Source organism: Hydrogenophaga sp., from assembly GCF_051860785.1.
In the GTDB taxonomy this organism is placed as follows: Bacteria; Pseudomonadota; Gammaproteobacteria; order Burkholderiales; family Burkholderiaceae_C; genus Hydrogenophaga.
The window spans coordinates 1-25,638 of sequence record NZ_JBIMLB010000032.1 but is presented as its reverse complement, the minus strand read 5'-3'; the positions used below and the strand labels follow the sequence as shown (position 1 = coordinate 25,638).

24 protein-coding genes and 2 pseudogenes are annotated in these 25,638 nt (G+C 64.4%); 7 read left to right on the top strand and 19 right to left on the bottom strand.

Annotated features, from left to right (window positions below):
* Positions 1-3: 3 nt before the first annotated feature.
* From ACTIF6_RS25580 to ACTIF6_RS25555, 6 genes and pseudogenes are all read left to right on the top strand, one after another.
* On the top strand, positions 4-1,419 hold the full coding sequence (locus tag ACTIF6_RS25580; RefSeq protein WP_439590541.1) for a multicopper oxidase family protein: 1,416 nt from the start codon (positions 4-6) through the stop codon (positions 1,417-1,419).
* Positions 1,420-1,457: 38 nt separating this feature from the next.
* Positions 1,458-1,949 carry a cupredoxin domain-containing protein gene (locus ACTIF6_RS25575; RefSeq protein ID WP_439590540.1) on the top strand — a complete coding sequence of 164 codons (492 nt, stop codon included), beginning with the start codon at positions 1,458-1,460 and terminating at the stop codon, positions 1,947-1,949.
* Positions 1,950-2,024: 75 nt separating this feature from the next.
* Positions 2,025-2,399, top strand: a complete 375-nt coding sequence (locus ACTIF6_RS25570; RefSeq protein ID WP_439590539.1) for a copper-binding protein — start codon at positions 2,025-2,027, stop codon at positions 2,397-2,399.
* Between the two features lie 40 nt (positions 2,400-2,439).
* Positions 2,440-2,631, top strand: a complete 192-nt coding sequence (locus tag ACTIF6_RS25565) for a heavy-metal-associated domain-containing protein (RefSeq protein ID WP_439590538.1) — start codon at positions 2,440-2,442, stop codon at positions 2,629-2,631.
* Positions 2,632-2,707: 76 nt separating this feature from the next.
* Positions 2,708-5,137: a heavy metal translocating P-type ATPase gene (locus ACTIF6_RS25560; RefSeq protein WP_439590537.1), complete on the top strand. Its 2,430-nt coding sequence runs from the start codon at positions 2,708-2,710 to the stop codon at positions 5,135-5,137.
* 528 nt (positions 5,138-5,665) lie between these two features.
* Positions 5,666-7,389: pseudogene (locus ACTIF6_RS25555) on the top strand (phage integrase family protein).
* Here ACTIF6_RS25555 and ACTIF6_RS25550 read toward each other — a convergent pair.
* Positions 7,384-7,590, bottom strand: a complete 207-nt coding sequence (locus ACTIF6_RS25550) for a hypothetical protein (protein WP_204735910.1) — start codon at positions 7,588-7,590, stop codon at positions 7,384-7,386. The pseudogene ACTIF6_RS25555 and the gene ACTIF6_RS25550 overlap by 6 nt on opposite strands.
* Before the next feature lie 268 nt (positions 7,591-7,858).
* A complete protein-coding gene (locus tag ACTIF6_RS25545) occupies positions 7,859-10,798 on the bottom strand; it encodes a Tn3 family transposase (RefSeq protein WP_439590536.1) in 2,940 nt (979 codons plus the stop codon).
* Positions 10,799-10,959: 161 nt separating this feature from the next.
* On the opposite strand from ACTIF6_RS25545, the pseudogene ACTIF6_RS25540 reads away from it, so the two are divergent.
* A pseudogene (locus ACTIF6_RS25540) lies at positions 10,960-11,719 on the top strand (IS5 family transposase); the annotation flags it as partial.
* 206 nt (positions 11,720-11,925) lie between these two features.
* Here ACTIF6_RS25540 and ACTIF6_RS25535 read toward each other — a convergent pair.
* The 17 genes from ACTIF6_RS25535 to ACTIF6_RS25455 form a co-directional block, all read right to left on the bottom strand.
* Positions 11,926-12,489, bottom strand: a complete 564-nt coding sequence (locus tag ACTIF6_RS25535; protein WP_204735908.1) for a mechanosensitive ion channel family protein — start codon at positions 12,487-12,489, stop codon at positions 11,926-11,928.
* Positions 12,490-12,582: 93 nt separating this feature from the next.
* A complete protein-coding gene (locus ACTIF6_RS25530; RefSeq protein WP_204735907.1) occupies positions 12,583-12,855 on the bottom strand; it encodes a double zinc ribbon domain-containing protein in 273 nt (90 codons plus the stop codon).
* Positions 12,856-13,715: 860 nt separating this feature from the next.
* Complete coding sequence (locus ACTIF6_RS25525; RefSeq protein WP_439590535.1) at positions 13,716-14,678, bottom strand: IS5 family transposase; 963 nt, start codon at positions 14,676-14,678, stop codon at positions 13,716-13,718.
* Positions 14,679-14,918: 240 nt separating this feature from the next.
* A complete protein-coding gene (locus ACTIF6_RS25520; protein ID WP_439590534.1) occupies positions 14,919-15,791 on the bottom strand; it encodes a Crp/Fnr family transcriptional regulator in 873 nt (290 codons plus the stop codon).
* Positions 15,792-15,847: 56 nt separating this feature from the next.
* Complete coding sequence (locus ACTIF6_RS25515) at positions 15,848-16,327, bottom strand: TerB family tellurite resistance protein (protein ID WP_322275986.1); 480 nt, start codon at positions 16,325-16,327, stop codon at positions 15,848-15,850.
* Between the two features lie 69 nt (positions 16,328-16,396).
* A complete protein-coding gene (locus ACTIF6_RS25510) occupies positions 16,397-16,657 on the bottom strand; it encodes a hypothetical protein (RefSeq protein ID WP_439590533.1) in 261 nt (86 codons plus the stop codon).
* A gap of 248 nt (positions 16,658-16,905) precedes the next feature.
* Positions 16,906-17,433: a TerB family tellurite resistance protein gene (locus ACTIF6_RS25505; RefSeq protein WP_439590532.1), complete on the bottom strand. Its 528-nt coding sequence runs from the start codon at positions 17,431-17,433 to the stop codon at positions 16,906-16,908.
* Positions 17,434-17,466: 33 nt separating this feature from the next.
* Complete coding sequence (locus ACTIF6_RS25500; protein ID WP_322275992.1) at positions 17,467-17,733, bottom strand: zf-TFIIB domain-containing protein; 267 nt, start codon at positions 17,731-17,733, stop codon at positions 17,467-17,469.
* Between the two features lie 10 nt (positions 17,734-17,743).
* Positions 17,744-18,424 (bottom strand): Bax inhibitor-1/YccA family protein, encoded by a 681-nt coding sequence (locus ACTIF6_RS25495; RefSeq protein ID WP_439590531.1) that lies wholly within the window; start codon positions 18,422-18,424, stop codon positions 17,744-17,746.
* Positions 18,421-18,819, bottom strand: coding sequence for an HPF/RaiA family ribosome-associated protein (locus ACTIF6_RS25490; RefSeq protein ID WP_439590530.1), 399 nt, complete (start codon positions 18,817-18,819; stop codon positions 18,421-18,423). Before ACTIF6_RS25490 ends, ACTIF6_RS25495 begins: the two co-directional genes overlap by 4 nt.
* A 450-nt stretch (positions 18,820-19,269) precedes the next feature.
* The gene (locus ACTIF6_RS25485) at positions 19,270-19,620 is read right to left on the bottom strand and encodes a Na+/H+ antiporter subunit G (RefSeq protein WP_439590529.1); all 351 of its coding nucleotides are present in this window, start codon (positions 19,618-19,620) and stop codon (positions 19,270-19,272) included.
* A 4-nt stretch (positions 19,621-19,624) separates the two neighbouring features.
* The gene (locus ACTIF6_RS25480; RefSeq protein ID WP_289509296.1) at positions 19,625-19,894 is read right to left on the bottom strand and encodes a K+/H+ antiporter subunit F; all 270 of its coding nucleotides are present in this window, start codon (positions 19,892-19,894) and stop codon (positions 19,625-19,627) included.
* A gap of 2 nt (positions 19,895-19,896) precedes the next feature.
* Complete coding sequence (locus ACTIF6_RS25475) at positions 19,897-20,394, bottom strand: Na+/H+ antiporter subunit E (RefSeq protein ID WP_439590528.1); 498 nt, start codon at positions 20,392-20,394, stop codon at positions 19,897-19,899.
* Complete coding sequence (locus ACTIF6_RS25470; RefSeq protein ID WP_439590527.1) at positions 20,391-21,974, bottom strand: monovalent cation/H+ antiporter subunit D; 1,584 nt, start codon at positions 21,972-21,974, stop codon at positions 20,391-20,393. Before ACTIF6_RS25470 ends, ACTIF6_RS25475 begins: the two co-directional genes overlap by 4 nt.
* On the bottom strand, positions 21,971-22,345 hold the full coding sequence (locus ACTIF6_RS25465; RefSeq protein WP_204735650.1) for a Na+/H+ antiporter subunit C: 375 nt from the start codon (positions 22,343-22,345) through the stop codon (positions 21,971-21,973). Before ACTIF6_RS25465 ends, ACTIF6_RS25470 begins: the two co-directional genes overlap by 4 nt.
* Positions 22,345-25,185: a monovalent cation/H+ antiporter subunit A gene (locus tag ACTIF6_RS25460; RefSeq protein WP_204735639.1), complete on the bottom strand. Its 2,841-nt coding sequence runs from the start codon at positions 25,183-25,185 to the stop codon at positions 22,345-22,347. Before ACTIF6_RS25460 ends, ACTIF6_RS25465 begins: the two co-directional genes overlap by 1 nt.
* The gene (locus ACTIF6_RS25455) at positions 25,182-25,523 is read right to left on the bottom strand and encodes a hypothetical protein (RefSeq protein ID WP_439590526.1); all 342 of its coding nucleotides are present in this window, start codon (positions 25,521-25,523) and stop codon (positions 25,182-25,184) included. The genes ACTIF6_RS25460 and ACTIF6_RS25455 overlap by 4 nt, the downstream gene beginning before the upstream one ends.
* Positions 25,524-25,638 lie beyond the last annotated feature (115 nt).

Below are 25,638 nucleotides of genomic sequence, written 5' to 3'. Positions count from 1 at the left end.
AACATGACAAACAGACGCAATTTTCTGAGTGGCGCCGGTGCCATCACGGGCGCCCTCGCGGCCGCGAGCGTGAGCAAGGTGGCGATGGCCGCGCTGCCCGAGCCCGTGCTTCAGACCACGCCCAACACCATGCCGCCGCTGATGCCCGCGAGCGGGCGCCCCTACAACCCCGTGGTCACGCTCAACGGCTGGACCTTGCCTTGGCGCATGCGCGATGGCGTCAAGGAATTCCATCTCGTGGCCGAACCCGTGGTGCGTGAGATGGCGCCCGGCTTCAAGGCCAACCTGTGGGGCTACAACGGCCAGTCGCCTGGACCCACCATCGAAGTGGTGGAAGGCGATCGGGTTCGGATCTTCGTGACCAACAAGTTGCCCGAGCACACCAGCGTCCACTGGCATGGGCAGCGGCTGCCCAACGGCATGGACGGGGTGGTGGGCCTGAACCAGCCGCCCATCCGGCCCGGCAAGACCTTCGTCTACGAGTTCGTCGCGCGCCGGCCCGGCACCTTCATGTACCACCCGCATGCAGACGAGATGACGCAGATGGCCATGGGCATGATGGGCTTCTGGGTGACCCATCCCAAAGCCGAGCATCCGCTGATCGAGAAGGTCGACCGCGACTTCGTGTTCCTGCTCAATGCCTACGACGTAGAGCCCGGCAGCGCCACGCCCAAGATCATGACGATGCTGGACTTCAACCTGTGGTCCTGGAACAGCCGGATCTTCCCCGGCATCGATTCGCTCAACGTCGGGCTCAACGACAAGGTGCGCATTCGCATCGGCAACCTGACGATGACGAACCATCCGATGCACCTGCACGGACACGAGTTTCTCGTCACAGGGACCGACGGTGGACCGACGCCCAAGTCTTCGCGTCAGTACGAGGTGACCGCCGACGTGGCGGTTGGCCAAATGCGCCAGATTGAATTCCTCGCCGATGAGGAAGGAGACTGGGCCTTCCACTGCCACAAGAGCCATCACACGATGAACGCCATGGGTCACGACGTACCCACCATGATCGGACTGGACCACAAGGACGTGGCCAACCAAATCAAAAAACTGGTGCCCGACTACATGGTCATGGGCGAGCGTGGAATGGCTGACATGGCCGAAATGGAAATGCCGATTCCAGACAACACCGCGCGAATGATGACCGGCGAAGGTCCGTTCGGTTCGGTCGAGATGGGCGGCATGTTCAGCGTCGTCAAGGTGCGCAAAGGACAGAAGGCCGGTGACTACTCCAATCCCGGCTGGTTCAAGCATCCCGCTGGCACTGTGGCCTACGAGTTCGATGGTGCGGCGCCCGAGACCTCGCGCCACGGCGGCGCGGGCGCAGCTGCGATGCCCGCCCAGAACATGCCCGCCAGAAACATTGAAGTCCAGATTCGCAAACCCACCGGTGGTCATTCCAACCACTGATCTTTTCTCCGTTCCCGTCCAACTCTCAAAGGAAACACATGCAACACACTCTCCGCAGCACCGCACTCGCTGCCTTGATGGCACTGGCTGCAGCAGGCGCTTTCGCATCGGGCACGCATGCCGGCGGCCATGGTCACGATGCCGACGAGGCGATCGGCAAGCCCGGCGTCGCTGCCAAGGCCACGCGTACCATCAACGTGGACATGACGGACAGCATGCGCTTCACGCCTGCCGACATCACAGTCAAGCAGGGCGAGACCGTGCGCTTTGTGATCAAGAACTCGGGGCAGATCAAGCACGAACTCGTGCTCGGCACCGAGAAGGAGCTCAAGGAGCATTACGAGGTCATGAAGAAGAACCCCGAGATGGAGCATGCCGATCCAAACATGGTGACCTTGGCCGGCGGCAAGACCGGCGAGATCGTCTGGCAGTTCACAAAGGCCGGCAAGGTTGACTTTGGCTGCCTGCAACCAGGCCACTACGACGCCGGGATGAAGGGCGCCGTGAAGGTGACCAAGACTGGGAAGTAAGTGCGCTGCTCCCGCTGCAGGCCTTCACCGGGATGCGGCGGGACTGCAAATTCATTCATGTCCAAGGAGAATTTCATGTCGAACATTCGCATCGCACTACTAGCATTCGTTGCCGCCTTCTCGTTTGCTGGCGCGGCCAGCGCGCAATCCTCCAAATCGATGTCGGACATGCCAGGCATGTCCGATAAGGCGCCGGCAGCCAGCGGCTCGGATGCCGCCGCGGCCTCGGAGCTTGCCGAAGGCGAGGTCCGCAAGGTGGACAAGGACAACAAGAAGCTCACGATCAAGCACGGTCCGCTGAGGAATCTGGAGATGCCCGGCATGACCATGGTGTTCGGCGTCATGGACGACGCCATGCTCGACAAGGTCGAGACGGGGGCCAAGGTCCGCTTCCTGGCGGAAAAGATCGACGGGAAGATCGTGGTCACCAAGATCGAAGCGGCCCGCTGATCTCGACAAGAACTTCGTAGGCAGCAGTGCAGTAGTCTCCATGCAAGAGTTCGAGATCCTGTCGATGTCCTGCGGCGGCTGCGCGAACCGGGTGGTTCAAGCGGTCAAGAACCTCGATGCGCAAGCGAGGATCGAGATCGACATGCCAACCCGGACGGTGCGCATCGAAACCACGGAGGACCGCGCATCCGCCGCTGCAGCCTTGGCGCAAGCGGGGTATCGGCCGACGTAACTGCCCCGGTGAAGTACTGCGGGCCGGAGATGGGTCTCCAGCCCGCCATCTCTTTATTTCCTGTCGGAGATTTCGAATGAACGACACGCCCGCCAGACAAACAGAACATCAGCATGATCGCCATGCTTCGCATGGGCACTCCCCAGCGGCGAGCTCGACCGATGTGCTCGAAGGATCGCTGAAAGATCCAGTCTGCGGGATGAAGGTGAGCGCGCAATCGCCTCACGTTTTGCAGCGTGAGGGCAAGTCGGTCTATTTCTGCAGCGCAGGGTGCAAGGCGAAATTCGAGGCTGATCCGGCGAGTTACGCAAAGGCCGCCTCCGAGCCTGATGCGTCATCGGTCCCAGAAATCGAGCCCACCGCGCAGGCGGATGCCGCCGGCACGATCTACACCTGCCCCATGCACCCGGAGGTCCGGCAGGACCATCCGGGCAACTGCCCCAAGTGCGGCATGACGCTGGAACCCGAGATGCCGACGCTCGGCGAGGGCGAAGACCCCGAGCTGAACGACTTCAAGCGGCGCTTCATCTGGACGTTGCCGCTTACCGTTGTCGTCACCGTGCTCGCCATGGCTGGCCACCGCCTGCAGTGGTTCGAGATAGGCACGCAGAGCTGGATCGAGCTTGTGCTCAGCGTGCCGATCGTGCTGTGGGCCGGCTGGCCATTCCTCGAGCGTGCGGTGCAGTCCGTCGCGAACCGCAGCCCGAACATGTGGACCTTGATCGGCCTGGGCACGGCCGCCGCCTTCGCCTACAGCGTGGTCGCCACAGTGGCGCCCGGCGTGTTTCCCGCGTCGTTCGTATCGATGGGGCGTGTCTCGGTCTACTTCGAAGCGGCCGCGGTGATCATTTCGCTCACCTTGCTGGGGCAGATCCTCGAACTCAAGGCACGTTCGCAAACCTCCGCGGCCATCAAGTCGTTGCTGGGTCTAGCGCCCAAGACGGCACGCCGGATCGGTGCCGACGGCACCGAAGAAGACGTGCCCATCGGCCATGTGCATGTTGGCGACAAGCTGCGCGTCAGGCCGGGGGAAAAAGTGCCCGTGGACGGGGTGGTGATCGAAGGCACCAGCGCCGTCGACGAGTCGATGCTCACCGGGGAGCCGTTGCCCGTGACCAAGCGCGTCGGGGACAAGCTCATTGGCGCGACGCTGAACACCAACGGCGCACTGGTCATGCAGTCGGAAAAGGTCGGCTCGCAAACCGTGCTCGCGAGCATCGTGCAGATGGTTGCGCAGGCCCAGCGCTCCAGGGCGCCGATGCAGCGCATGGCCGACCACGTGGCCGGCTACTTCGTCATGACCGTCATTGGCATCGCGGTGCTGACGTTCTTCGCCTGGGGATTCTTCGGGCCGCAACCCAGCTGGGTTTACGGCCTCATAAATGCCGTGGCGGTGCTCATCATCGCCTGCCCCTGTGCACTCGGCCTCGCGACGCCGATGTCGATCATGGTGGCGACGGGCAAGGCGGCCATGCAGGGCGTGCTGTTCCGCGATGCTGCGGCGATCGAGAACTTCCGCAAGGTCGATGCGCTCATCGTCGACAAGACCGGCACACTGACAGAAGGCAGGCCGCAGTTCGAGCGCGCGGTGCCTGCGCCAGACTTCACCGAAGACGAGGTGCTGCGCCTCGCGGCCAGCCTGGACCAGGGCAGCGAACACCCGCTGGCCGACGCCATCGTGCGGGCGGCGCGCGAGCGCAACCTGGCGCTGGACACACCGGAGGTTTTCGAATCCAGTAGCGGCATCGGCGTGAGCGGCGCCGTGGCCGGCAGGAAGCTGGCGCTCGGCAACACGGCGCTCATGGAACAGCTGCGCGTACGGGTCGACGACCTCAAGCCGCAAGCCGAAGGCCTGCGGGCCGAGGGCGCGAGTGTCATGTTCTTGGCGGTGGACGGCCAGCCAGCCGGCCTGCTCGCGGTGTCGGACCCCATCAAGCCCACCACCCTGGAGGCGCTGGCCGCGCTCAAGGCATCAGGCCTGCGCGTCATCATGGCCACGGGCGACGGACTGACCACGGCCCGGACCGTCGCCGCGAAGCTGGGCATCGATGAGGTGCACGGCGAAGTCAAGCCCGCAGACAAGCTAGCGCTGGTCGACAAGCTGCAGCGCGAAGGCCGCATCGTCGCGATGGCCGGCGACGGCATCAACGACGCCCCCGCGCTGGCCAAGGCCGACGTCGGCGTGGCGATGGGCACCGGCACCGATGTCGCGATGAACAGCGCCCAGGTGACGCTGGTCAAGGGCGACCTGCGAGGCATTGCGCAGGCACGTGTCATCTCCGAACAGACGATCGCCAACATGAAGCAGAACCTCGGCTTCGCCTTCCTCTACAACGCCCTCGGCGTACCACTCGCTGCGGGTGTGCTGTTTCCGTTCACGGGATGGCTGCTGTCGCCGATGATCGCGGCGCTGGCGATGAGCCTGAGCTCGGCCTCGGTCATCACCAACGCCTTGCGCTTACGTGGAGCCAAGAGCGACGTGCAGGCGTCCCACACCGGCGAATGATCGATCTAGGGGTGTGCGGCCCAGGCGGCTTCGCTCCGTGCGAGAGATGTCCTATTAAATCTAAGTTGCTCGAGCAGAATTTGCTGGACATCTGCCAGGAGAACGTCCAACAGCAATAGTGGGCGGTTGCAGAGCACTTGCTGTGCGCCATCGACGCGTGCGCCCATACGAACCCGGCACTTTCCACGTCGTACGCCACGTTCGCCCCAAGGTCGCTTGCGCCACCTGTAACACGATCACGCAGGCACCAGCGCCGAGCCGCCCTATCGACCGTTGCATGCCGGCACCGGCCTGCTCGCACAGGTACTGGTGAGCAAGCACGGTCCTGGTGTTACGCAACGGCACGAGTGCGCAGGACAGCACAACAACTTGAGCAATGCGCATGGACCAGGGCTCGCTACAACAGTTACGTCAGCGAGGTGAGGGGGCGCCCTCTGCTCGCTCCCTCTGCGGAGAGAATACGTTCATGCGTCTATTCAGATAATCTTTCTTATCACAACAGGCTCTTTGCTTGATTAAACTGGCGCGATGAGAACGCACCAGGTCACAAGGATTGAAGCTGGCTCGGCACGAGCCGGCTCTCCGATCGGATTCCCGGGGCAAGCTTCCCTGGCTGCATTGCGTGCCTGGTATGCGGGCCTGAATGCTCGCGCCTGCGTCGCTCAGTACCTCGGCCATGACAAGGCGAACGGCCAGTCCTCGCGAGCGATGTTGAGCGCGATTCGCAAGCAACTGGCCGCGTTTTCCCGAGCACGTCATCGCGAGGACTTGGCCGCGCTGCTGGAGCATCCGGCCGCCGAGCGGCTGCAGCGCGCTCGCGACGTTCTGCAAGGCATCGAAACGGTGCGCCTTCTACCAACACCGGCGCCACTGGTGACCGATGGTGTGGACGACTGGCTGCCAATGCGGGCGGCTCGGGCGCTCAAAGCTCATGGCATCAAGACCTTGGCCGACCTGACAGTGCGGGTGCCGCGCCGGCGTCGCTGGTGGGCTGCAGTCCCGGGCCTTGGCGCCACCAGCGCCCGGCAAGTTGAGGCATTCTTCGCGGCTCACCCGGAATTGACTGAGCGGGCACGGGCGCTGGTCCCCGTCGCTGCGCAGCATGACGTGGTTCCTTGGGAACGGCTCTACGTTCCACAGGATGTCGACGGCTCGCAAGGAACCTTCCGGGCACCAGCGGCCACCAGCACGCTGAGCGCGGGCAACGACTACGAGGCGGTGCATGCGTGGCTCGGATTGCACGAGTCGGCCGCAACTCAGCGTGCCTACCGCAAGGAGGCCGAACGGCTGATCCTCTGGGCTGTGCTCGAGCGCGGCCGGGCGTTGACCTCACTCACCACGGAAGACGCGATCGCGTATCGCGCGTTCCTGCGGCACCCCACGCCATCCCGGCGCTGGGTGGGGCCGGCGCGGCCGCGCACGGCCAACGACTGGAAGCCCTTCACGGGTGGCCTTGCCCCGCGTTCCGTCGCCTATGCCTTGTCGGTGGTGGGTGCGATGTTCCGCTGGCTGATCCAGCAACGCTACACCTTGGCCAACCCCTTCGCTGGCATCAAGGTGCGGGGGGCGTCGCGCTCGGAATCGACCGCTGTCACACGGGTCTTCAGCGATGGCGAATGGTCATTGATCCAGGCCGTGGCCGAGGGATTGGAATGGGGCCATCAGTGGGAAGTTCCGGCAGCGCAACGCCTTCGCTTCGTGCTCGAATTTGCATATGCCACTGGCCTGCGGATCAGCGAGCTGGTGTCGGCCACGCTAGGGCAGATCGAGGTCGACGGCCATGGCGACCAATGCTGCATTTGGTCGGCAAGGGCGGGAAGGCGGGCAAGGTGGCCCTGCCAGCGATGGCACGCGCGGCGCTCGATCACTATCTCATGCACCGCCAATTGCCGATCACGCCCACGAAATGGGACCCACGTACGCCATTGATCGGCAGCATAAGGCCGGACAGCGCGGCCAGCATCACGACCGCCAGGCTGTGGAGCATCTTGCGGCGCTTCTTCCTAAAGGTCGCCGAAGTGATCGAAGCCGACAGCCCGATGACCGCTGACAAGCTACGACGCGCCAGCCCGCACTGGATGCGCCACACGCACGCGACGCACGCGCTGGCGCGCGGTGCGGAACTGACCACCGTGCGGGACAACCTGCGGCACGCCTCGATCCAGACCACCTCGATCTACCTGCATGGCGATGAGGTGAAGCGGGCGCGGCAGATGGATGCAGCGTTCGCGGGACGCGACCGGCGTTCATGACCCCGCAGCGGCCTTGCGCAATGCACAAAGCTCGATCCGCGCGGATTCGCGGATCTGCTCCCGATCAAGCTCCGGCACGGACGGATCGAACATGCCTGCGAAGACACTATCGAGCCAAGGGTCACGGGTGCTGAAACATTCGACTGCATAGTCGAGCCAGCTGGCGTAGCCGGGGGGTGGGGGCAAAGGCTTGTCGATCATGAAGGTAGTTCTCCTGATAGAGGCATCGGCGCCGACGCGCTGCGGACCGCGTCAGCTTGCCAGCGCCAAAGCCGATGCGCAAGAACCCCGCACCACTACCGGTTGCGTGCTTAATTTTCGAGCACCATCATTTCAGCTGCAGATTTTTGCGGTCGGACTCATCAGACCCAAACAAAATCAACAGCTTAGCCCTCGATTGCGCGCCGCTCAATTTTTGGGCAAGTCATTTCAGCTGCGGATTTTTGCGGTCGGCCCTTCCTGCCGCGCATCAGCCAGCAGCCTGACGACGGCGCGTAACCCGGTCCAGCAGAGCATCTGCGTAGGGCGTGACCGTGAAGTCCATGGTTCCGCGGAAGTTGATACCGCTGAAGTGGACCGGCCCCATGTGCGCCAGCCAGTCGTCGTCGATCGGGTGCTTGTCTTTTGCAAACCGGTCAACCACCTCCTGCATCCTGTGCGTGTTCCAGGCGATCACAACGTTTGTCAGCAACGCGTGGCAACCGCTGATGGCGGCCATTTCGTCCTCACGGCGGCCACGGCTTGGCGCGATCCGACCGAAGTAGATAGAGCGCTGGAGCTGGTGTACCGACTCGCCGCGGTTGAGCAAGGTGTGGATTTCGCGGCGGAAGCTCTCGTTGGCGAAGTAGTCGCACAGGAAGACCGTGCGCAACAGCCGGCCCAGGCTGTCCAAGGCCTTGAAGACCGGCGAGCCAGAAGCATTGGATCCGAGCCGTTCCAGTAGATCCTTTGGGGAGACACGCCCGGTGTGGATCGACGCAATCACCCGCATCGCCTGATCCCAGCCTTCGAGGATCGACTTCTCAGTCACGATTTTCACATTGAGGCGCTCCATGTTCTCGGGCAGTTCCATTCCGTGCAGCAACATCAACTTGCGCTCGGAGAGGTTGCGCAACTGCGGGCACAAATCGAAGCCGCACAGCTTCGCCGTGGCCATGGCTACGTTGGTGTAGCCGTGGGTGTCCACCGCCAGCCAGGCCAGACGCCGATCAGTTGGTTGCTTTGTGTTGTACCAATGGGCGCCGTGCACCGCTGCGGCGGCCTGGCGGGTGTTGAGCACGATCGGCTGGTCGTAGAAGACGCCGTACGAGTTGAGCACGTGGGTGTAGAGGCCCACTGCAAAAGTGCGTCGCCAGGGATCGACGCGGGCGTTGAAGAGGCGGTTGCTCGCGTCCAGAGCCATCATGTCGGAGGAGCCTTTATCGCCTTTGCCCCAGAGCGCGGCGATCGCGTGCTCCATCTGGAAGACCAGCACCCGCTCGCTGGCCTGTCGCACCCGTTCAGCGTTTTCCAACGTCCGCATTGCAGCGGCGATGTGCGACACCTCAACGCCAGGGATCATGGCTGCGACGCCGGCGGCGTCGTTCTCGGTGCCCATCGCGAAAATGCCACCGTACAGCGCGATCAGCTCCGATACGGTCTTGGCCCTGCGCCCGAGCAACGCCTCGCTGAAGTTGCTCTTGGCGTCGACCTCGATGACGATGTTCTCGATCCGCTCCTGACCGATGATCTTGAAGATGGCATCACGGCTGCGCGTCACCTGAAGATCGATGTCTTGTGGTGACAGGCGGGGCAGGCTGACGTTGCGCTCCTGGTTGATCTCAAGCTTGCCAGCCTTGAGCGCTTCCGATACCGCCTGCAGGCCACTGTCGACGTTGTGGCGCACGCGTTTGAGGTACAGCTTCGGGTCGGAGAACAGCCCCATCGCGCCGATGAGTTTTTTGCGATCGCGTTCCCACTCGTCGTGGGGGATCAGGAAGTCCTCGCGGTTGCGGTGCTTCCAGCTGTGATCGATCCAGAGAGTTCCGCCGCGCAGCCCTTTGTGGATGGCCATCGCAGTCGATGCCTGCAGCGCACCGAGTGCGCGCTTGCGGTCGGGCCCGTTGATCAGGTCGTGCCAGACCTTGGAGGTGATGGATGCGTCGAAGCCCTCTGGAAGTTCTCTGGCCCCTTGCTGCTGGACGTCGCGCAAGGCTTGGGCCTGGGCCAGTGCGTCATCACCATCAGGTCCCATGATGGCGATGCCGTTGAAAGCTTGAAGCACAGCGCCCATTGCCAGCCGCTCGCCGGCCAGGTAGTCACGCACGACCGCAGAGCCGGAGAGGCTGTTCGATGGCGCATCCTCCGGGTACATGGCCTGCAGAGCCTCGACCTTGTGGCGGTCGGTCGTGTTCTTGGAATGCAATAGCGCGCGCACCTGCGTCTCGCGCTGCGCATACTCGGTTGCCGACTTTGCGCGTGTCGACTGCACGCGATTTCGTCCATGCCCGATCATCCGATTGATCTGGCGGCCGCCGATATAGAACAGGTTGTCGGTGAACTCGAGCAGCGTGGCCCTCAGGAAGCATGAGAGTTCGAGGGCCTGCGTGTTCTCGGCGAGCAGACGCGTCGCGCTCGGTGGCCTATGTATCACGGCGCGGGCATAGGCGCGAATGCGGTCACCACCGATGGCGGAGATATCCCAGTCGTGCACGCCAAGCGCTTTCAGGTAGGTGATCTTCTGACTGGCTTCCTTGAGCGACTTCAGGCCGTGCTTGCCGGGCGCTTCCTTCAACCATTCAAGGATGGTCCCGCCGTTGCGACCCTTGCGTGCGCCGAAGACGGCGGAAATGGCGTTGCGCAGTTGCGGAACCGGAATCTTGGTGTGCACAACCTCGATGGCCACTGCAACTTCGGCTTCGGAGGCCTTGTGTGTGATGCTGCGAACGACCCGCTCGCTGGGAATGAGGAGGTGATGCTCAAGCAGCCACACCTCGGCGCGTTTGCGCAGATCGTCAGCGGTGATGGTGGTGGCTAAAATCGCCCTGAGAGCAGCCTCCAGTTCGTCGAGGTCCTTCTGCGCCGGGTCTCGCAGGCCCGCATGTTCAAGGACCCATTTCCGGTGCTCAGTGAGGGTGGCGGCGCGCTGATAGAGAGATCGGAGGGTCGCGATCTGGCGCTCGTTGATGTCGAGCTCGGCGCACAGGTACTTCAGGACGATGTAGGGGACGGCGGTGAGCTTCTCGAGCGATCGACCGGAAGCCCGCAGGAAAACAAGAAGCACGGCAGGGCCAAGCGCGCGATCCTTGTATTTCTCTTTGATCGCTTTGACGTCGTCGGTAGAAAGACGAAAGCAAAGGCCGACATCGATGTCCGTGAGGTTCTTTGGGAATGCAGTCGTACCGACGAAGCGCTGATGAAAGCCTGACATGGCCCCTCCCGAGTGGCCGAGGGAATTGGCCGGCGGGCGGTCATGGGGTCAAGTGTCCACGTGCGCCTGGATGTGATGGGGTTTACCCTCGGACTCCGCAGTAAATCCAGGCATCGAAAACGAGATCACCCCTCCGTGGATGATTTACCCCCCTGCTTTGAATGCTTGCGCGTGGGTTGCTGTGCGAGAGCGGTTTTGAGCGAGATACGAAGAGGGCGCGCAAGCGCGAGTTCCTGGACGAGATGGGCCTGTGGTGCCGTGTGCCGAGAGCTGATCTCGTTGATCGCCCGATCGCGCCGATACCCGGCGCCAAAGGCGGGCGCACGCCGTTTTCCATTGAGACCTTGCTGCGTATTCATTCCATCCAGTAGTGGTTCCACCTTTCGGACCCGGCTATGGAAGAGGCGAGGTATGACATGGCGCTGTTCCAGGAGTTCTTGGGTACGGATGCGGGCGAAGACAGCTTGCCCGACGAGAGCACCATTCTTCGGTTCCGTAACCTGCTCGAAGCCCCAAACCTGAGTTTGTAGATCCTGGCCACCGGCATTGCCACGCTGATGACCAGCGGACTCCAGCTCAAAAGCGGCACCATGGTCGATGCTACGCTGATCGAAGCGCCGAGGTCGGCCAAGAACAACCGTGGCGACCGTTATCCCGAGATGCACCAGACAAATAAGGGCGACCAGTGGTACGTCAGGATGAAGGGCACATTGGGGTCGACGCGAACTCGGGTTTTGTGCACAGCTTGGTGTGTACAGCGGCCAACCACGCCCAAGGACAAGCGGAGCAGGTCAAGGCGCGCATCCGGTCCAAGGTCGAACCCTGTTCCCGGCACTGAGGCGCCGGTTCGGGCACGTGAAGGTGCGCTATCGCGGGCTGCTCAAGAACACGGCGCAGCTACACATGCTGTTTGCGCTGTCTATGGATAGTGCCTCTGCATGCTGCTACAAGGTCGCCCGTCGCGGCGAAATCGTCCAGCAACCCACCTATGGCAGACCAATGCTGCCGTCATCTGAAATCGCGCATGACAACTCCCGCGCCTGCAGGTGTTGTGCAGACTTTCCCTACTGACCACGGAGTGGCGAAATTACCTTCATCGCAACTAGCAAGGACTGCGAGCCAACGGCTTACCGCCAACGCCTGAGGGCGCGCTGGAAGAAGAGGCTATTGGGTATCTGAAGCAGGGCCCCTCCGCTATCTGGGGTGGCGTCCTGCAGTGTCGTGTAGACGAGGTTGATGTCGACGACGTGGCCTTTGTAGCCGGGTTTGTCGCCTGATTCTAGAAGTTCGACTATGTCGCCATGGCGAAACGCACCAGTTACGAAAATAAGCAGCGTGCAGAAGAGGTTGGATAAGACGCTCCAAGCCGCAAAGAAGGCTACAGCCCCCACGGTGACGAAGCCGGTAAAGGCTGTCCAAAGCACTGGGCCTGACACGCCGAGGCGTTGCAGCGACAAGAAAAAGGCGCCTGCGCCAATGGCGATGTTGATGGCGCGCCGCGGCAGCAGGACAACTAGAGGGGGGAGTCCATACTTGGCAGCCATGCGTTTGGTCAAATGCCTGACCAAACGCATGAGCAGCCAAGCAACGAGCGTCACAGCTGCGATCTGAGTGAGAATGACAATGGTATCCAGCCATTGATCGGCCCAACGTGGCAATTGCGTATGGATCTGCTGAAGCGATTTGGTCATGTTGGAGATATCGGGCAGGCTCAGGGGCCGCCGGAGAAATGGGAAAAAACTGCCACCGCGGCGAACCATCGCCGCGTTTCCCTGGCCGCGGCGTTAAGGTGCTTGAGTTCCGCACTGCCCGCAGAACTTCGCGTTCATGACCATAGTCGCTCCACACTGCACGCACGCTTTGGGACGCAGCGACGTACCGCAGTTTTGACAGAATCGCGCGCCGTTTGCGTTGGCTTCGCGACACGCCGGGCACGCGACTCCGGCTACGGCAGGTTCGCTCACGGGGCGGTTGCTGTCGCGCGATGGCGCGCCATGGCCGTAACTTCCGTGACGGCTGCCATGGTGACCTCCAAGCAGGGTCTTCCACAAGCTCATTGGTAGCTCCTTTCTGTGAACCAGCAGGACTCAGAGGTGGCCGAGCCACCATTTATCCAAAGTTAACGAGCGATCGTCAACGCCTCCGGATCCTCAAGAGGGCCGCAAAGGTCGGTAGTCATGGGCGGACGATCTCTGGTGGTGTTCTGATCTGGTCTCTTACAGGCAAGTATAGAAAGCCAATTCGCTTGGCAACCGTCATGGCGATGACGCTTTTGTTATCTTGGCGGGCCGGGAGCCGCACCTGCCAGAGCAGCGGGCACAGCACCGGCTACTGCACTGAGCAAGGTGCCTTCAGGACTAGTCGGAGTACCAATAGCAGCGTTGGCGCGCGCGGTGCCAGATTGTGGTAACGCTCAAGATCTCATCGGCCAGGCCTCTAGGCACGACGGCGCAATTTCGACCGAGTTTCCAGGTGGTGACGCTGAGATTTGCGTCTCGGAGCAAGAGCTTTAGGGGCCTCTCGGTATCGTGGTATCAATATCTGCGGGCAGGTCGGCCAACAACCTATGGTCTTCGATGGCGCGATACTCAACTCGTGGCCCACAGTCTCCGGAGGCGCTGCCCTTGACGCCTCAGAGCTGCATTCGCACATGTGCGCGAACATGACGCTTGTCCACGCAAATGCGCGCGCTCGAGATATCTGAACGCGGCGTGGATCTCATCGACCTGATCTTAGGTGCGCTCGACCAGTGTCCTGTCAGCGCGTCCCGCCAACACTTAAGGCTACGCTGAACAAGTAGCCGATTTGAGCGATCCGCTGCCCAATGGGTCGCTGACGCGGGGAAGCCTCGCGGTTTGACCGCGTTCCCCGGCCATACCGGCCGTGCTTGCGCACTTGGAGTGCGCAACGGGCGCACTCATGCCGCGAGGCGCTGCCGCGCCAGGTAGATGTTGGCCAGACCCAGCACCACGAACGAACGTGTGGCGTTCTTGGCAAGGCCTCGGTAGCGCACCTTGGCAAAGCCCCAGAGCCGCTTCACCACGGCAAAGACGTGTTCGACTCGGGCGCGGACCTTGGACTTGTTGTGATTCTTCGAGCGCTCGACCTCGTCGATCTCGCCATCCCTGCGCACGCGCTGGTTGGTGAAGTCCTTGGCCTGGGGCGCCTTCGATTCGATCAACGCCCTCTGGCTGGCGTAGGCGCTGTCGCCGTATACACGCTGCTCGTTCCCGTGCAACAGCTCGGGCAATGGATGTTTGTCATGCACGTTGGCTGCCGTGACCACAGCGCTGTGCGCCAGCCCAGTGCGGCTGTCCACGCCGATGTGCATCTTCATGCCGAAGTACCACTGCTGGCCTTTGCGGGTCTGGTGCATCTCCGGGTCGCGCTGTTTGTCGGCGTTCTTGGTCGAGCTGGGCGCGCCGATGATGGTGGCATCCACGATGGTGCCGGTGCCCACCTTCATGCCTCGGGCCTGCAGCACCTCCCCCACCTTGGCAAACAAGGCCTCGCCCAGCTTGTGCTTCTCCAGCAGGCGGCGAAACTTCAGCAGCGTGGTCCCGTCAGGCACACGTTCACGCCCCAGATCAATGCCTACAAAGCGGCGCAGCGCCGTGCTGTCGAGCAGAGCCTCCTCGCAGGCCTCATCAGCCAGGTTGAACCAGTGCTGCACGAAGTACATCCGCAGCATGCGTTCCAGTCCGATCGGTGGGCGCCCGTTGCCGGCCTTGGGGTAGTGCGGTTCGATGACCGAGCACAACTCCTGCCACGGCACGATCTGCTCCATCGTCGCCAGGAACGCATCGCGCTTGGTCGGCTTGCGGTAGTGCTCGAATTCATCGCTTTGATCGGCTGCCATCGCAAGGGTTTGCTGTTTCATGTTCACCTTCCTGTTGGGTTGCATCAGCACATGCAAACACCTCGCCACATCAGACCTTATTCAGCGTAGCCCTAAGCCCGGAGTCCGTGATGACTGCAGCCGCGCTCTGTCAGCAGGCGCAGCGCAAGTGCACTGCAGCCGCGCGCGATCGGATTCCCGAAGCGGCCCTGACGAACGGCCTGCCCATCGACTGGTCCTCTGGGTCGTCGCCGATCGAACTGCCGCGGCATTCCGGCGTTATCACGCGACGCATCGCAGCCGTCGACCTTCCGCAGCAGAGGCCCGGACCGTGAGGTCGGGTGCCACCGCCTGGGGCCTCGGGCGCTGAGTTCGATGGGGTGCGCCTTCCAACTGGCAGGTGCTGCACGCCAGGGCCGCGAGGCGGTCCATGTCGAGGATTGCGATGGCGCGGTTTTCGACACGCACGCACTCCCGCAGCGAGCTTGAACCGAAGGAGCGACTGACCGTCTCATGCGCGATGCCCAGGTAGCGGGCGATGTCACGCCGACCCATGGGCAGGTGGAAGAGGCGCGGTGATTGCCCCCGGGCGGCCATGTGCAGCGACTGCTGCATGAGAAAGCGGGCCATGCGCACCTCGGCAGCCATGGGAGCCATCAGCGCGATCTGTTCGTCGCGCCGTGACAACTGGCGGCTGAGCGCGAAGTGCAAGGCGCGATCGAACCCTCTGATGCGTTGACCGAGCGCGGACAGATCCCGAACCGGTACCGCGTAGACGGTCGCATCCTCGAGCGCGACCGCAGAGGTCGGATGTGCACCCACGCAAAGGGCATCGAAGCCGAGCAGTTCGGCACGGCCAGCGAACCCGAGCACATGCTCGGCGCCGTCTTCGGCGATGCGGTGGCTCTTGAAGTGGCCGGTGTACACGACATAGATCGATTCCGCACGTGCACCCTCGTGAAACAGCGTGTGGCCGGCGTGCAGCTGACGCATCAGGACCGGAGTTGACTCCGCGGCTCTCGAGTTGCTGGGTTCATCACCCAGCAGTCTCAGCATGTCGGCCACGGTGCTTCGCCCGCCCATGCCCGCGTAACCAGGCAAGGCGAACGCGTCGCTCGTCAGGTGCTCCTCGCGCGCTTGTTTACAGGGGTTCATCATTCATCTCCCGAAGTTTCAATTGACGGCCTTGCGAACTGCCCTTGTATGGGCCGTCAGACCCGGCGGGTGCTGCGGGCCGTCACCTGGAAGTCGAGGCCGTACAGCAAGGGTTCCAGCAATTCATGCTCATCGGGGTGCAGACCCCAATGGTCGATGGCGGCCAGCACGACGATGGACTCACTGTCGTCGACCCTGCCGTCCGCATTGACGACCGCCGTACACAGGCGCAGCACCAGGCGTTGCAGTGCCACGTCGTCGATAACGGCGAGCATCTGTTCGATCATCCGGCCGTCGATCCGGCAGTCTGTGCCATGAGCGGCCGACCACAGCAGGTCGATGCACAACTCGTGGACGACGTCGTGCCATTCCAGGCGCGTCAGGCCCAGTTGTTCGTGGACCCGCATCGCTTCGAGCACGGCCACCTCGGAAGGCTTGACCTCGCCGTTCGAGATGAGTGCCAAGGCAACGATGTTGGCCGCGGCCTGTGGGCTGTTGCGGGGATAACGGCGCGTCGAGGAAGAATGCTTGTTCATGGTTGACCCTTCTGGTTGATCAGAGTTGGCTCCCTGCCCTATGGCCGGGCGTGCTTGGCACGGAGTCAGTCACGAGCCGATTTTTTTCAGCGTGGCCTGGATGCCCGCGGCCTTGGCCGCCTCGCGGAACGTCTCGGTCGTGGGCAACAGGGGTTTGGGACCGGTGTCTTCCAGGAACAGCGCAGGCATCGCCTGTTGGGCCAGTGCTTGGGTCTGTGCCTGGGCGCTCGCGATCGAGCCGAATAGCCAGATGGTGATGGCCAGGAGCAGCCAGCCGGCGGTGTACAGGACGGGCTTTCGGAGCGAGCGGACCGAGGTTTGGGCTTTCATTGAAATTTCCTTGGGGTTGCAGAGAAGAAACTGAAGATGCTGTCGAGGATAGATATCCGGTGGCGAGGAATCCTGGGGGGCTGCGTGGGCCCCGGCCCGACCTCGCGGGCAAGTCGCCTGAGTTCGTGTCGCGTTGTGCCTCCGGAGTCGGGGGGGGGCGGAGTCGCTGAACTCGCTGGCGACGTGACGCACGCTGTATTGCGAACTGGGCGATCCGTCGGATAGGACAAGGACTCCCGGCATGGTGTTCATCCTTTCGGACAATGCCGGACCATCTGTCTCGGTGAGGCGCCGATCAGCAAGTCCGGTGGTTGATGTTCATCATCCCAGGTGCTCGTCCTCGGGCAGCTGAGACCCCCGGGGCCGCCGCGCCTTGAACTCAGCGACGCGGGCTGCATGCCCCACAGCGCGAGCGCCGCCCCTAGAACCACCGACTCGCCCTTTGCAACGCGGCCGTCTGCCTCGATCACTGCGACGCAAAGGCACAGCACCGTGCGGCGCAGCCCGGGATCGGTGATCTCGGCCACCCGCTCGGCCAGCGAACGAGGGTCGACCTGACACGCGTCCGCCCAGGTCAGCTGCGCCGCCGAAAGCAATTCCTTCCAGCAGTCATGCACGACGACATGGAACTGCTCGGTTCCAAGCCCGAGTTGCGCGTGCGCGTCGAGTCGATCGAGCACGCCGACTTCGGCCATGCAAATGTCACCGTCGGCCAGCATGGCCAGCGCGACGATGCGGGCAGCCGCCTGCGGGCTGTTGGTCGGGTAGGGTTGCATGGCCCAATGTTCCTTGGATTGGCGTTGCTGCGGTCAGTCGAAGATCTCGCTCAACCACGATTTCTTGCGGTTGCTGCGTGGGTCTCGACCACGGTGTTGGTCGGAATCGGCAAAGTCGGGCCGCGATCGCCCGGCGCCGATCGGATCCGCTGCGGGCGCCGCTGTCGTGGCGCGTTCGATCAGCTTGTCGAGCTCGCCGCGATCGAGCCACACGCCCCGGCACTGCGGGCAGTAGTCGATCTCGACGCCTTGGCGGTCGGTCATCACGAGGGTGGAGTCGGGGCAGTTCGGGCATTTCATGGTGTGCACCTCAATCGTTGTTGTTGCCGAAGCCGATCAACGCCAGCAGGCTGCTGAACAGGTTGTAGATCGACACGTACAGGCCGACCGTGGCCATGATGTAGTTCGTCTCGCCGCCGTTGACGATACGGCTGGTTTCGAACAGGATCAGGCCACCCATGAGCAAAACGAACGCCGCCGAGACGGTGAGCGACAGTGCAGGCACCTGGAAGAAGATTGCGCCCAGCCCGGCCAAGAAGGCGACGAGGATGCCGGCCAGCAGGAACCCGCTCATGAAGCTGAAGTCCTTGCGGGTGGTCAGAGCGTAGGCGGAAAGGCCGACGAAGATGGTGGCCGTGCCGCCCATGGCCATCATCACCACCTGGTGTCCGTTGGGCATGGCCAGGTACTGGCTGACGATGGGGCCCAGCGTGTATCCCATGAAGCCGGTGAGCCCGAAGACGGCCGCCAGTCCCCAGGCGCTGTTGCGCAGTTTCGTGGTGGCGTACAGCAGGCCGAAGAAGCCGAGCAGGGTGAGCACGATGCCGGGATGCGGCAACTTCAGCGCGGCACTGGTGGCCGCGATGGCGGCACTGAAGAACAGCGTCGCCGACAACAGGCCGTAGGTGTTGCGCAGGACGCGGTTGGTGCTCAGCGTGCTGGGTGCGCCGGTCTGGGCAACCACCATCGGCAAGGTCCGCTCGGTTGTCATGCTCGTTCTCCTTCTGGATGTGCGGGGTGGGGTGTCGGGGCAAGTTCCTCGGGCGCGATGAGGTGGGCGTTGGCACGAGCGGGCCGCCGATCGATGCGTGAGCGGTCGAGATGCTTGACGACCACGCGACCCACGCGGTCCGCCGCGCGATCGATGACGGCGTAGAGGTCGGCTCCGATGTCGTCGATGACCGCCACCGGTGCGTCCAGCAAGTGCACCTGAATGCGGCAGAACTTGTCGACGCCGCCTCGTGGGCCGTTCTCGTCGCCGACACGTACCACGACGCGCTGGATTCGGTCGCTGTGCCGAGTCAGCACGAAGCGCAACCGACGCTTGGCGTGATCGGCCAGTGCGCTGGTCAGCGGGAATCCCTGGCTGTGGATATCGATGTTCATGCGTTTCCTTTTCCGGTCACCCGATGGGGCGACATGGAGAATGTAGGGGCCTGTCGAAGAAAGAAAAAGCAGATAGATCTAGAATGTTTATTCGTAAAAGTCGGATGGTTGAAGCGCCGGACTGGCCCGTTTTGCACCGCGCAAGCGGGTTGGGACAGGCCGGCCGCTTGGGTGGCAACCCCGTGGTGACCTCTGCAGTAGTCGGCAGGTGGGCGGCGGCGAAACCAGTGAGCCCGCATTTCTCGCAAGCAACCGGTTCGGCAGCGGGCTCGCGTGCAAAGTAACAGTCGTGACGACGTGTGGACACCCCGGAGCGAACCGGGTCCGTCAGCGCAGGGGCCCGCTTCCCGGTGGGGCGGCCGGCCCCCCGCGTCAGAATGGTTGTCGATCCTTCATGGAACAACCCCGGGAGCGGCGATGAAGCGCAGTCAGCGGATCATGTTCCGGGCCTCATACCCTTGGATCAACTGGCCCCGAGGGCGGCGCCGGTGGCCGCAGTGAGGGGTCCAGCTTCAGCGCCGCCTTGATCAACAGGTGGGCTGACACCGGAGCGGTCATGAAGAGGAAAAGGGCGATCAGCAACTCATGCAGGCTGGCCGTGCCCTGCGCCGCGCTGAACCACATCGACGAGGCGATCAGCACGCAGCCCACGCCCAGCGTCGTCGCCTTGGTGGGGCCGTGCAGGCGCTTCAGAAAGTCGGACAACTTGGCCAGTCCCCAGGAGCCGATCAGCGCAAATGCTGCGCCGATCACCACCAGGGCGGCCAGTAGCCCATCGAGCCACAGAGGCAGGTTGGTCACGGCTTCACTCCACGATATCGCCACGCAACAAGTACTTGGACAGCACGACGGTGCTGGCGAAGCCCAGCATTGCGATGAGCAGCGCGGCTTCAAAGTACAGCGGCGTGTCGCGTTGAATGCCGAGCAGCACAAGCAGCGCGATCGTGTTGATGTACAGCGTGTCGAGCGCCAGGATGCGGTCGACCAGCGACGGCCCTTTCAGCAGCCGCCAGGCGTTCAATGCCATTGCGAAGACGAAGGCCGCCATGGCCCAGGGCAGGACGGTGGCGAGCAGGTTCATCGGGCACTCCCTTCGAAGATGTCTTGCAGCGGCGCTTCGTAACGCGCCTTGATACCGGCGATCAGCGCCGCTTCGTCGTCGACGTTGAGCACATGGATCAACAGGTGACGCTGGTCTTCTGTCAGCTCCGACGACAACGTGCCCGGGGTCATCGTGATGATGCCGGCCAGCGCCACGATGCCGTGCGGGTCGGTGATCGACAAGGGCAGCCAGACGAAGGCCGGCTGGATCGCCGCCTCGGGGCCCAGGATGCGTCGGGCGACTTCGATGTTGGAGGTGACGATGTCCCACAACACGACCCCGCCCAGCCGGACGATCTTCAACGGGTGCCGCAGTGAGCCCTTGTTGGGACGCAAGGCCTCGGTGAACCAGGGAATCACCAGGGCCAGCAGGGCGCCGAGCGCCAGCTGGCCGAGCGACCACGACTGGTTCAGCAGCGGCCAGACGAGGAACAGCATGACGCTGAGCAGCGGGGCGGGGAGCAGTCGCTTCATGGCTTGCCCCCGCGCTCGCGCATCTCGCGCCGCACGTCGATCGCAGCGGGCACCGGCTGCGCCCCGAGCACGGCGCGCAGATAGGCCTGGCGTTCGAACAACTGTGCCGCCGTGGCTTGCGTGTAGCGCGACAAGGGCCCTGCGGCCAGACTGCAGGCGAGCATGGCCGCGAGCAGCAGCACCAGGGCCAGGCCGTGGCCCGCGCGCGGCGGCAGCGCGCCGGTTTCGATGGAGGATGATGCCGGCGCCGGCGTCGCCGGCGCCGGGCTCCAGAACAGCACCGAGCCGCTGCGCGCCAGGGCCACCATCACCAACAAGCTGCCGGCCAGCACGACGGCGATGGTCCAGGCCCCCCAGACGGTCGGGCCAGCGGCCTGCAGCAGCAGCGCCTTGCCCATGAAACCGGCCAGAGGCGGCATGCCGGCAGCAGCCACGGCGCAGACGAGGAACGTCACGCCCAGGCGATGGCGGGAGCCGTCGAACGGCCCGGCGCGCAAGGTGTCGGCCGACTGTCCGCGCGCGTAGGCGATGCGGTCGACCAGCAGAAACAGGGTCGCCGCCACCAGCGTGCTGTTGACCATGTAGAACAGCCCAGCCGCCACGGTGTCGGGCTGCGCCAGGCCCACCGCCAGCAGCAGCGTGCCGGCCGAGCCGATGACCAGGTAGCCGATCTGCGTGCGCAGTTGCTGCGCCGCCAGCGCGCCGATCGCTGCCAGCGCGATGGTCGCCAGCGCCAGCGCAGGCAGCCACGGCCCGGCCACCCCGGCCGTCGGGCCACCGTCCTCGCCGAAGATCAGCGTGCTGACGCGCAACACGCTGTACACGCCCACCTTGGTCATCACGGCGAACAGCGCCGCTGCCGGGGCACACGCCGCGCCGTAGGTCGCCGGCAGCCAGAAGTACAGCGGCAGCAGCGCGGCCTTGACGAAGAACACCACCAGCAGCAGCAAGGCAGCGCTCTGCAGCAGCAGCCCCCGATCCGCCGGCAGATGGGCCATGCGCTGTGCCATGTCGGCCATGTTCAGCGTGCCGGTCAGTCCGTACAGCAGGCTCACGGCGATCAGGAACAGCGCCGCGCCGGCGAGGTTGAAGCCGACATAGTGCAGCGACGCCCTCAGCCGCGCCAAGCCCGCCCCGTGCAGCAACAGGCCATAGGACGAGATCAGCAGGACTTCGAAGAACACGAACAGGTTGAACAGGTCGGCGGTCAGGAAAGCGCCGTTCAGGCCCATCAGCTGGAACTGGAACAGGGCGTGGAAGTGCGGACCGCGCCGGTCATCACCGCCGCAGGCGTAGAGCAGGGCTGCCAGTGCGACGCCGGCGGTCAGCGTCAGCATCAGCGCCGACAGCCGGTCCAGCACCAGCGAGATGCCGAAGGGCGCCGCCCAGTTGCCCACCAGGTAGGCCTGGACACCGCCGCGATCGGCCTGCACCAGCAGGGCGATCGCTACGGCCAGCAGGGCGGCGGTGGCGACGACGCCGATGCGTGCAGCCAGCGCCGGGGCACGGCCGCCGATCAGCACCAGAGTGGCGCCGCACATCAGCGGCAAGACGACCGGCGCGATGATCCAGTGGTTCATGGCCGCCCTCCTTGTGCTGCCGGCTCGTCCGCTTGCGGCTCGGCACCATCGACGTGGTCCGAATCGGTCAGGGCCCGCGTGCGCAGCGCGATCACCAGCATCACCGCCGTCAACGCAAAGCCGATCACGATGGCGGTCAGCACCAGGGCCTGCGGCAAGGGGTCGGCGTAGGTGGCCAGCGTGGCGGCGCGCTGGCCATCGACGATGGGCGCGGCATTGATCCTGATGCGCCCCATCAGGAAGATGAACAGGTTGACCGCATAGCCGAGCAAGGTCAGGCCCAGGATCAGGTCGAAGGTGCGCGCGCGCAGCATCAGGTAGACGCCGCCGGCGGTGAGCGTACCCACCAGGATGGCCAGCATCGCGGCCATCATGGCTTCACCCCCGCAGCACCGGCCGCGCTCAGGTTTCCCAGCGCCACCAATGCTGTCATCGTCGCGCCGACCACGGTGAGAAAGACCCCCAGGTCGAACAAGGCCGCGCTGGCGAGCGGCACCGCACCGACCAGCGGCCACAGCGGGTAGTCGTAGCTGCTGGTCAGGAACGGCGCGCCGAAGAACCAGCTGCCCAGGCCGGTGGCCCCGGCCACCAGCAGCCCGGCGCCGATCCAGGGCTGGTAGTCGGTGTTCATGCGCCCGGACACGAAACCCTGGCCATTGGCGACGAACTGCATCACCAGGGCGATCGCCAGCACCAGACCAGCGATGAAACCGCCGCCCGGCAGGTTGTGCCCACGCAGGAACAGGTACGCGGAGACCATGGCCGCCAGCGGCAGCAACAGGCGCACGATCAGCGCCAGCATCAGCGGGTGGCGGTCTTCCGCGCGCAGGGCCCGCGGCGGCACGGCGGCGAGGTGGGTCGGGCGCCAACCGGACAGCAGCGCCTGGATGATCAGCCCCGCCACGCCCAGCACGGTGATCTCGCCCAGCGTGTCGTAGCCGCGGTAGTCGACCAGGATCACGTTCACCGTGTTGGCGCCGCCGCCCAGCGACTGGGTGGTCGCCAGGAAGTACGGCGAGATCGGCTCGAACGGCCGCGCCAGCACCGCCCACACCAGCGCCGCGACGCCGCCGCCGGCCGCCAGCGCGACCAGCGCATCGCGAGCGCGCCGCAGCCCTTGGCCGCGCGGCGCCGCAGGCGACTCGGCCGGCAGCCAGTGCAGCGCCAGCATCATCAGAATGATGGTCGCCACCTCCACCAGCAACTGCGTCAGCGCCAGATCGGGCGCCGAGAAATACACGAAGGCCAGGCTCACCACCAGCCCCACCGCGCCCAGCAGCAACAGCGCCAGCAGCCGCTGGCGGTGGAACCGCACCGTGGCCAACGTTGTCGCCAGGCCGATGACCCAGGCGACGATGAAGCCGAAGCTCACCGGTGGGCCGTCGGGCATGTCCACGGCCGTCTGCGTGCCGCCCAGCGCGAAGGGAAGCGCGCCCGCGATGAGTGCAAAAACGACCAGCACCAGCAGGTAGCGCTGCAATGCGTCGTTCTGCAGCTCGCCGGTGACGCGCCGTGCCAGCGCCCGGCCGCGGTCCAGCGCCAGCGCAAACAGATCGCGCCCGCCGGTCTTCGGAGTCGCGGGCGCTCGCTCCAGCGTGTGCAGGTTGACGCGCCGCTGCAGCACGAAGTACAGCGCCACACCGCCCACCAGCGCCAGCGCGCTCATGCCCAGCGCGAGATTCAGGCCATGCCAGATCGCCAGCGTGTAGGCCGGCAGCGTGCCCTCGAAGCCGCCGAACAGGGTGGCCTTGGCGCCGACGGCCAGCAGCGGGCCGATCGACAGCGCGGGCATCAGGCCGACCACCAGGCACAGCACGACCAATACCTCGACGGGCACGCGCATGAAACGCGGCGGCTCGTGCGGCGTCTTCGGCAAGCCCACCGGATCGCCGTTGAAGAACACGTCATGGATGAAACGCAGGCTGTAGGCCACGCTGAACATCGCCGCCAGCGTCGCGCCGGCCGGCAGCAGCCATTGCATGAGCGGTGTGCTCTGTTTGGCCGCCGCTTCGGCGAAGAACATCTCCTTGCTCAGGAAGCCGTTGAGCAGCGGCACGCCGGCCATCGCCCCCGCAGCGACCATGGCCAGCGCGCCGGTCCACGGCATGCTCTTCCACAGGCCGTTGAGCCGGCGCATGTCGCGGGTGCCGGTCTCGTGGTCGATGATGCCAGCAGCCATGAACAGCGAGGCCTTGAAGGTGGCGTGGTTGAGGATGTGGAACACACCCGCCACAACGGCCAGCGGCTCGTCCAGTCCGAACAGCAACGTGATCAGGCCGAGGTGGCTTATCGTGGAATAGGCCAGCAGCCCCTTCAGGTCGTGCTGGAACAGTGCCAGGTAGGCGCCCAGCAGCAGCGTGGCCAGGCCCGTCAGCGAAACGATCCAGAACCACGGCTCGCTGTCGCCCAGTGCCGGGTACAGGCGAGCCAGCAGGAACACGCCGGCCTTTACCATCGTGGCCGAATGCAGGTAGGCCGACACCGGCGTCGGTGCGGCCATCGCGTGCGGCAGCCAGAAATGGAACGGGAACTGCGCGCTCTTCGTGAAGCAGCCCAGCAGCACCAGCACCAGCGCTGGCAGGTACATCGGGTGCGCGCGCAGCAGGTCGCCGGACTTCAGTACCACGTCGAGATCGGTCGAGCCGACGATGTGCCCGATCAGCAGCACGCCGGCCAGCAGGCACAGCCCACCTGCACCGGTCACGGTCAGCGCCATGCGCGCGCCTTCGCGGGCGTCGGCGCGATGCTGCCAGTAGCCGATCAGCAGGAACGACGACAGGCTCGTCAGTTCCCAGAACACCACCAGCAGGATCAGGTTGTCGGCCAGCACCACGCCCAGCATGGAGCCCATGAACAACATCAGGAACAGAAAGAATCGGGCCGGGGGATCTTCCGCGGCGAGGTAGTAGGCGGCGTACAGCACCACCAGCGCACCGATGCCGGTGATCAACAGCGTGAACAGCCACGCCAGCCCGTCCATGCGAAAGCCGAACTTAAGGCCCAGCGTCGGCAGCCAGTCGACGGACCAGCGCAGCACCTCGCCGCCGAACACGGCCGGCGCGGCCGCGAGCATCGCAATGAACACGAGCAAGGTCACGGCGCCCGCCAGCCACGCGGCCGTTCGCCGCTGGCGGTTGTCGACGCCGGCGATCAGCGCGGCGCCCGCAAAGGGTGTCAGCGCCAGCCAGGGCAGCAGCGCGCCGCTGCTCATGGGCTACAAGTGACCGCAGGCGGGGCCGGCTGCAGCATCTCCAGGACCAAGGTCACTACGGCGAGCGGCAGCATGAAACTCAGCATGACCCAGCTGTCGAGGGTGTTGCTGCCGATCACATTGCCGGTGGCGATGTCGGTGCGCCCCTCCATCGCAGTGCCGAACGACACTGGGAGTCTTGGCCCGCTGGTGTCCAGGGCGACGATGGTCAGGCCCACCACCACCAGCTGCGAGATTCCGAACGAGAGCACCAGTCGCGACAAACCGCGCACCAGAAGGTCGGCGCCGGCCACCAGCGCCGCCAGCCCGCCGAAGAAAATCTGAATCTGGATCATCATGTTGAAGCGATAGGCTGACGCCGCTCGGAGCGTCCGTCTCTAGGGCCTGTTAACACAACCGCAGACCATCAGCGACGAGCACGAAGCTGATGAAGCCTAGGAACATGAGGTCGAG

Bases quoted from the DNA above. Each gene is read 5' to 3' on its own strand.
- ACTIF6_RS25525 (WP_439590535.1), bottom strand. From the start codon at position 14,678: ATGAAACAGCAAACCCTTGCGATGGCAGCCGATCAAAGCGATGAATTC.
- ACTIF6_RS25570 (WP_439590539.1), top strand. From the start codon at position 2,025: ATGTCGAACATTCGCATCGCACTACTAGCATTCGTTGCCGCCTTCTCG.
- ACTIF6_RS25500 (WP_322275992.1), bottom strand. From the start codon at position 17,733: ATGAAATGCCCGAACTGCCCCGACTCCACCCTCGTGATGACCGACCGC.
- ACTIF6_RS25470 (WP_439590527.1), bottom strand. From the start codon at position 21,974: ATGAACCACTGGATCATCGCGCCGGTCGTCTTGCCGCTGATGTGCGGC.
- ACTIF6_RS25475 (WP_439590528.1), bottom strand. From the start codon at position 20,394: ATGAAGCGACTGCTCCCCGCCCCGCTGCTCAGCGTCATGCTGTTCCTC.
- ACTIF6_RS25490 (WP_439590530.1), bottom strand. From the start codon at position 18,819: ATGAACATCGATATCCACAGCCAGGGATTCCCGCTGACCAGCGCACTG.
- ACTIF6_RS25580 (WP_439590541.1), top strand. From the start codon at position 4: ATGACAAACAGACGCAATTTTCTGAGTGGCGCCGGTGCCATCACGGGC.
- ACTIF6_RS25545 (WP_439590536.1), bottom strand. From the start codon at position 10,798: ATGTCAGGCTTTCATCAGCGCTTCGTCGGTACGACTGCATTCCCAAAG.
- ACTIF6_RS25465 (WP_204735650.1), bottom strand. From the start codon at position 22,345: ATGGCCGCGATGCTGGCCATCCTGGTGGGTACGCTCACCGCCGGCGGC.
- ACTIF6_RS25505 (WP_439590532.1), bottom strand. From the start codon at position 17,433: ATGCAACCCTACCCGACCAACAGCCCGCAGGCGGCTGCCCGCATCGTC.
- ACTIF6_RS25510 (WP_439590533.1), bottom strand. From the start codon at position 16,657: ATGAAAGCCCAAACCTCGGTCCGCTCGCTCCGAAAGCCCGTCCTGTAC.
- ACTIF6_RS25530 (WP_204735907.1), bottom strand. From the start codon at position 12,855: ATGAGCTTGTGGAAGACCCTGCTTGGAGGTCACCATGGCAGCCGTCAC.
- ACTIF6_RS25495 (WP_439590531.1), bottom strand. From the start codon at position 18,424: ATGACAACCGAGCGGACCTTGCCGATGGTGGTTGCCCAGACCGGCGCA.
- ACTIF6_RS25460 (WP_204735639.1), bottom strand. From the start codon at position 25,185: ATGAGCAGCGGCGCGCTGCTGCCCTGGCTGGCGCTGACACCCTTTGCG.
- ACTIF6_RS25515 (WP_322275986.1), bottom strand. From the start codon at position 16,327: ATGAACAAGCATTCTTCCTCGACGCGCCGTTATCCCCGCAACAGCCCA.
- ACTIF6_RS25550 (WP_204735910.1), bottom strand. From the start codon at position 7,590: ATGATCGACAAGCCTTTGCCCCCACCCCCCGGCTACGCCAGCTGGCTC.
- ACTIF6_RS25520 (WP_439590534.1), bottom strand. From the start codon at position 15,791: ATGAACCCCTGTAAACAAGCGCGCGAGGAGCACCTGACGAGCGACGCG.
- ACTIF6_RS25565 (WP_439590538.1), top strand. From the start codon at position 2,440: ATGCAAGAGTTCGAGATCCTGTCGATGTCCTGCGGCGGCTGCGCGAAC.
- ACTIF6_RS25535 (WP_204735908.1), bottom strand. From the start codon at position 12,489: ATGACCAAATCGCTTCAGCAGATCCATACGCAATTGCCACGTTGGGCC.
- ACTIF6_RS25455 (WP_439590526.1), bottom strand. From the start codon at position 25,523: ATGATGATCCAGATTCAGATTTTCTTCGGCGGGCTGGCGGCGCTGGTG.
- ACTIF6_RS25560 (WP_439590537.1), top strand. From the start codon at position 2,708: ATGAACGACACGCCCGCCAGACAAACAGAACATCAGCATGATCGCCAT.
- ACTIF6_RS25575 (WP_439590540.1), top strand. From the start codon at position 1,458: ATGCAACACACTCTCCGCAGCACCGCACTCGCTGCCTTGATGGCACTG.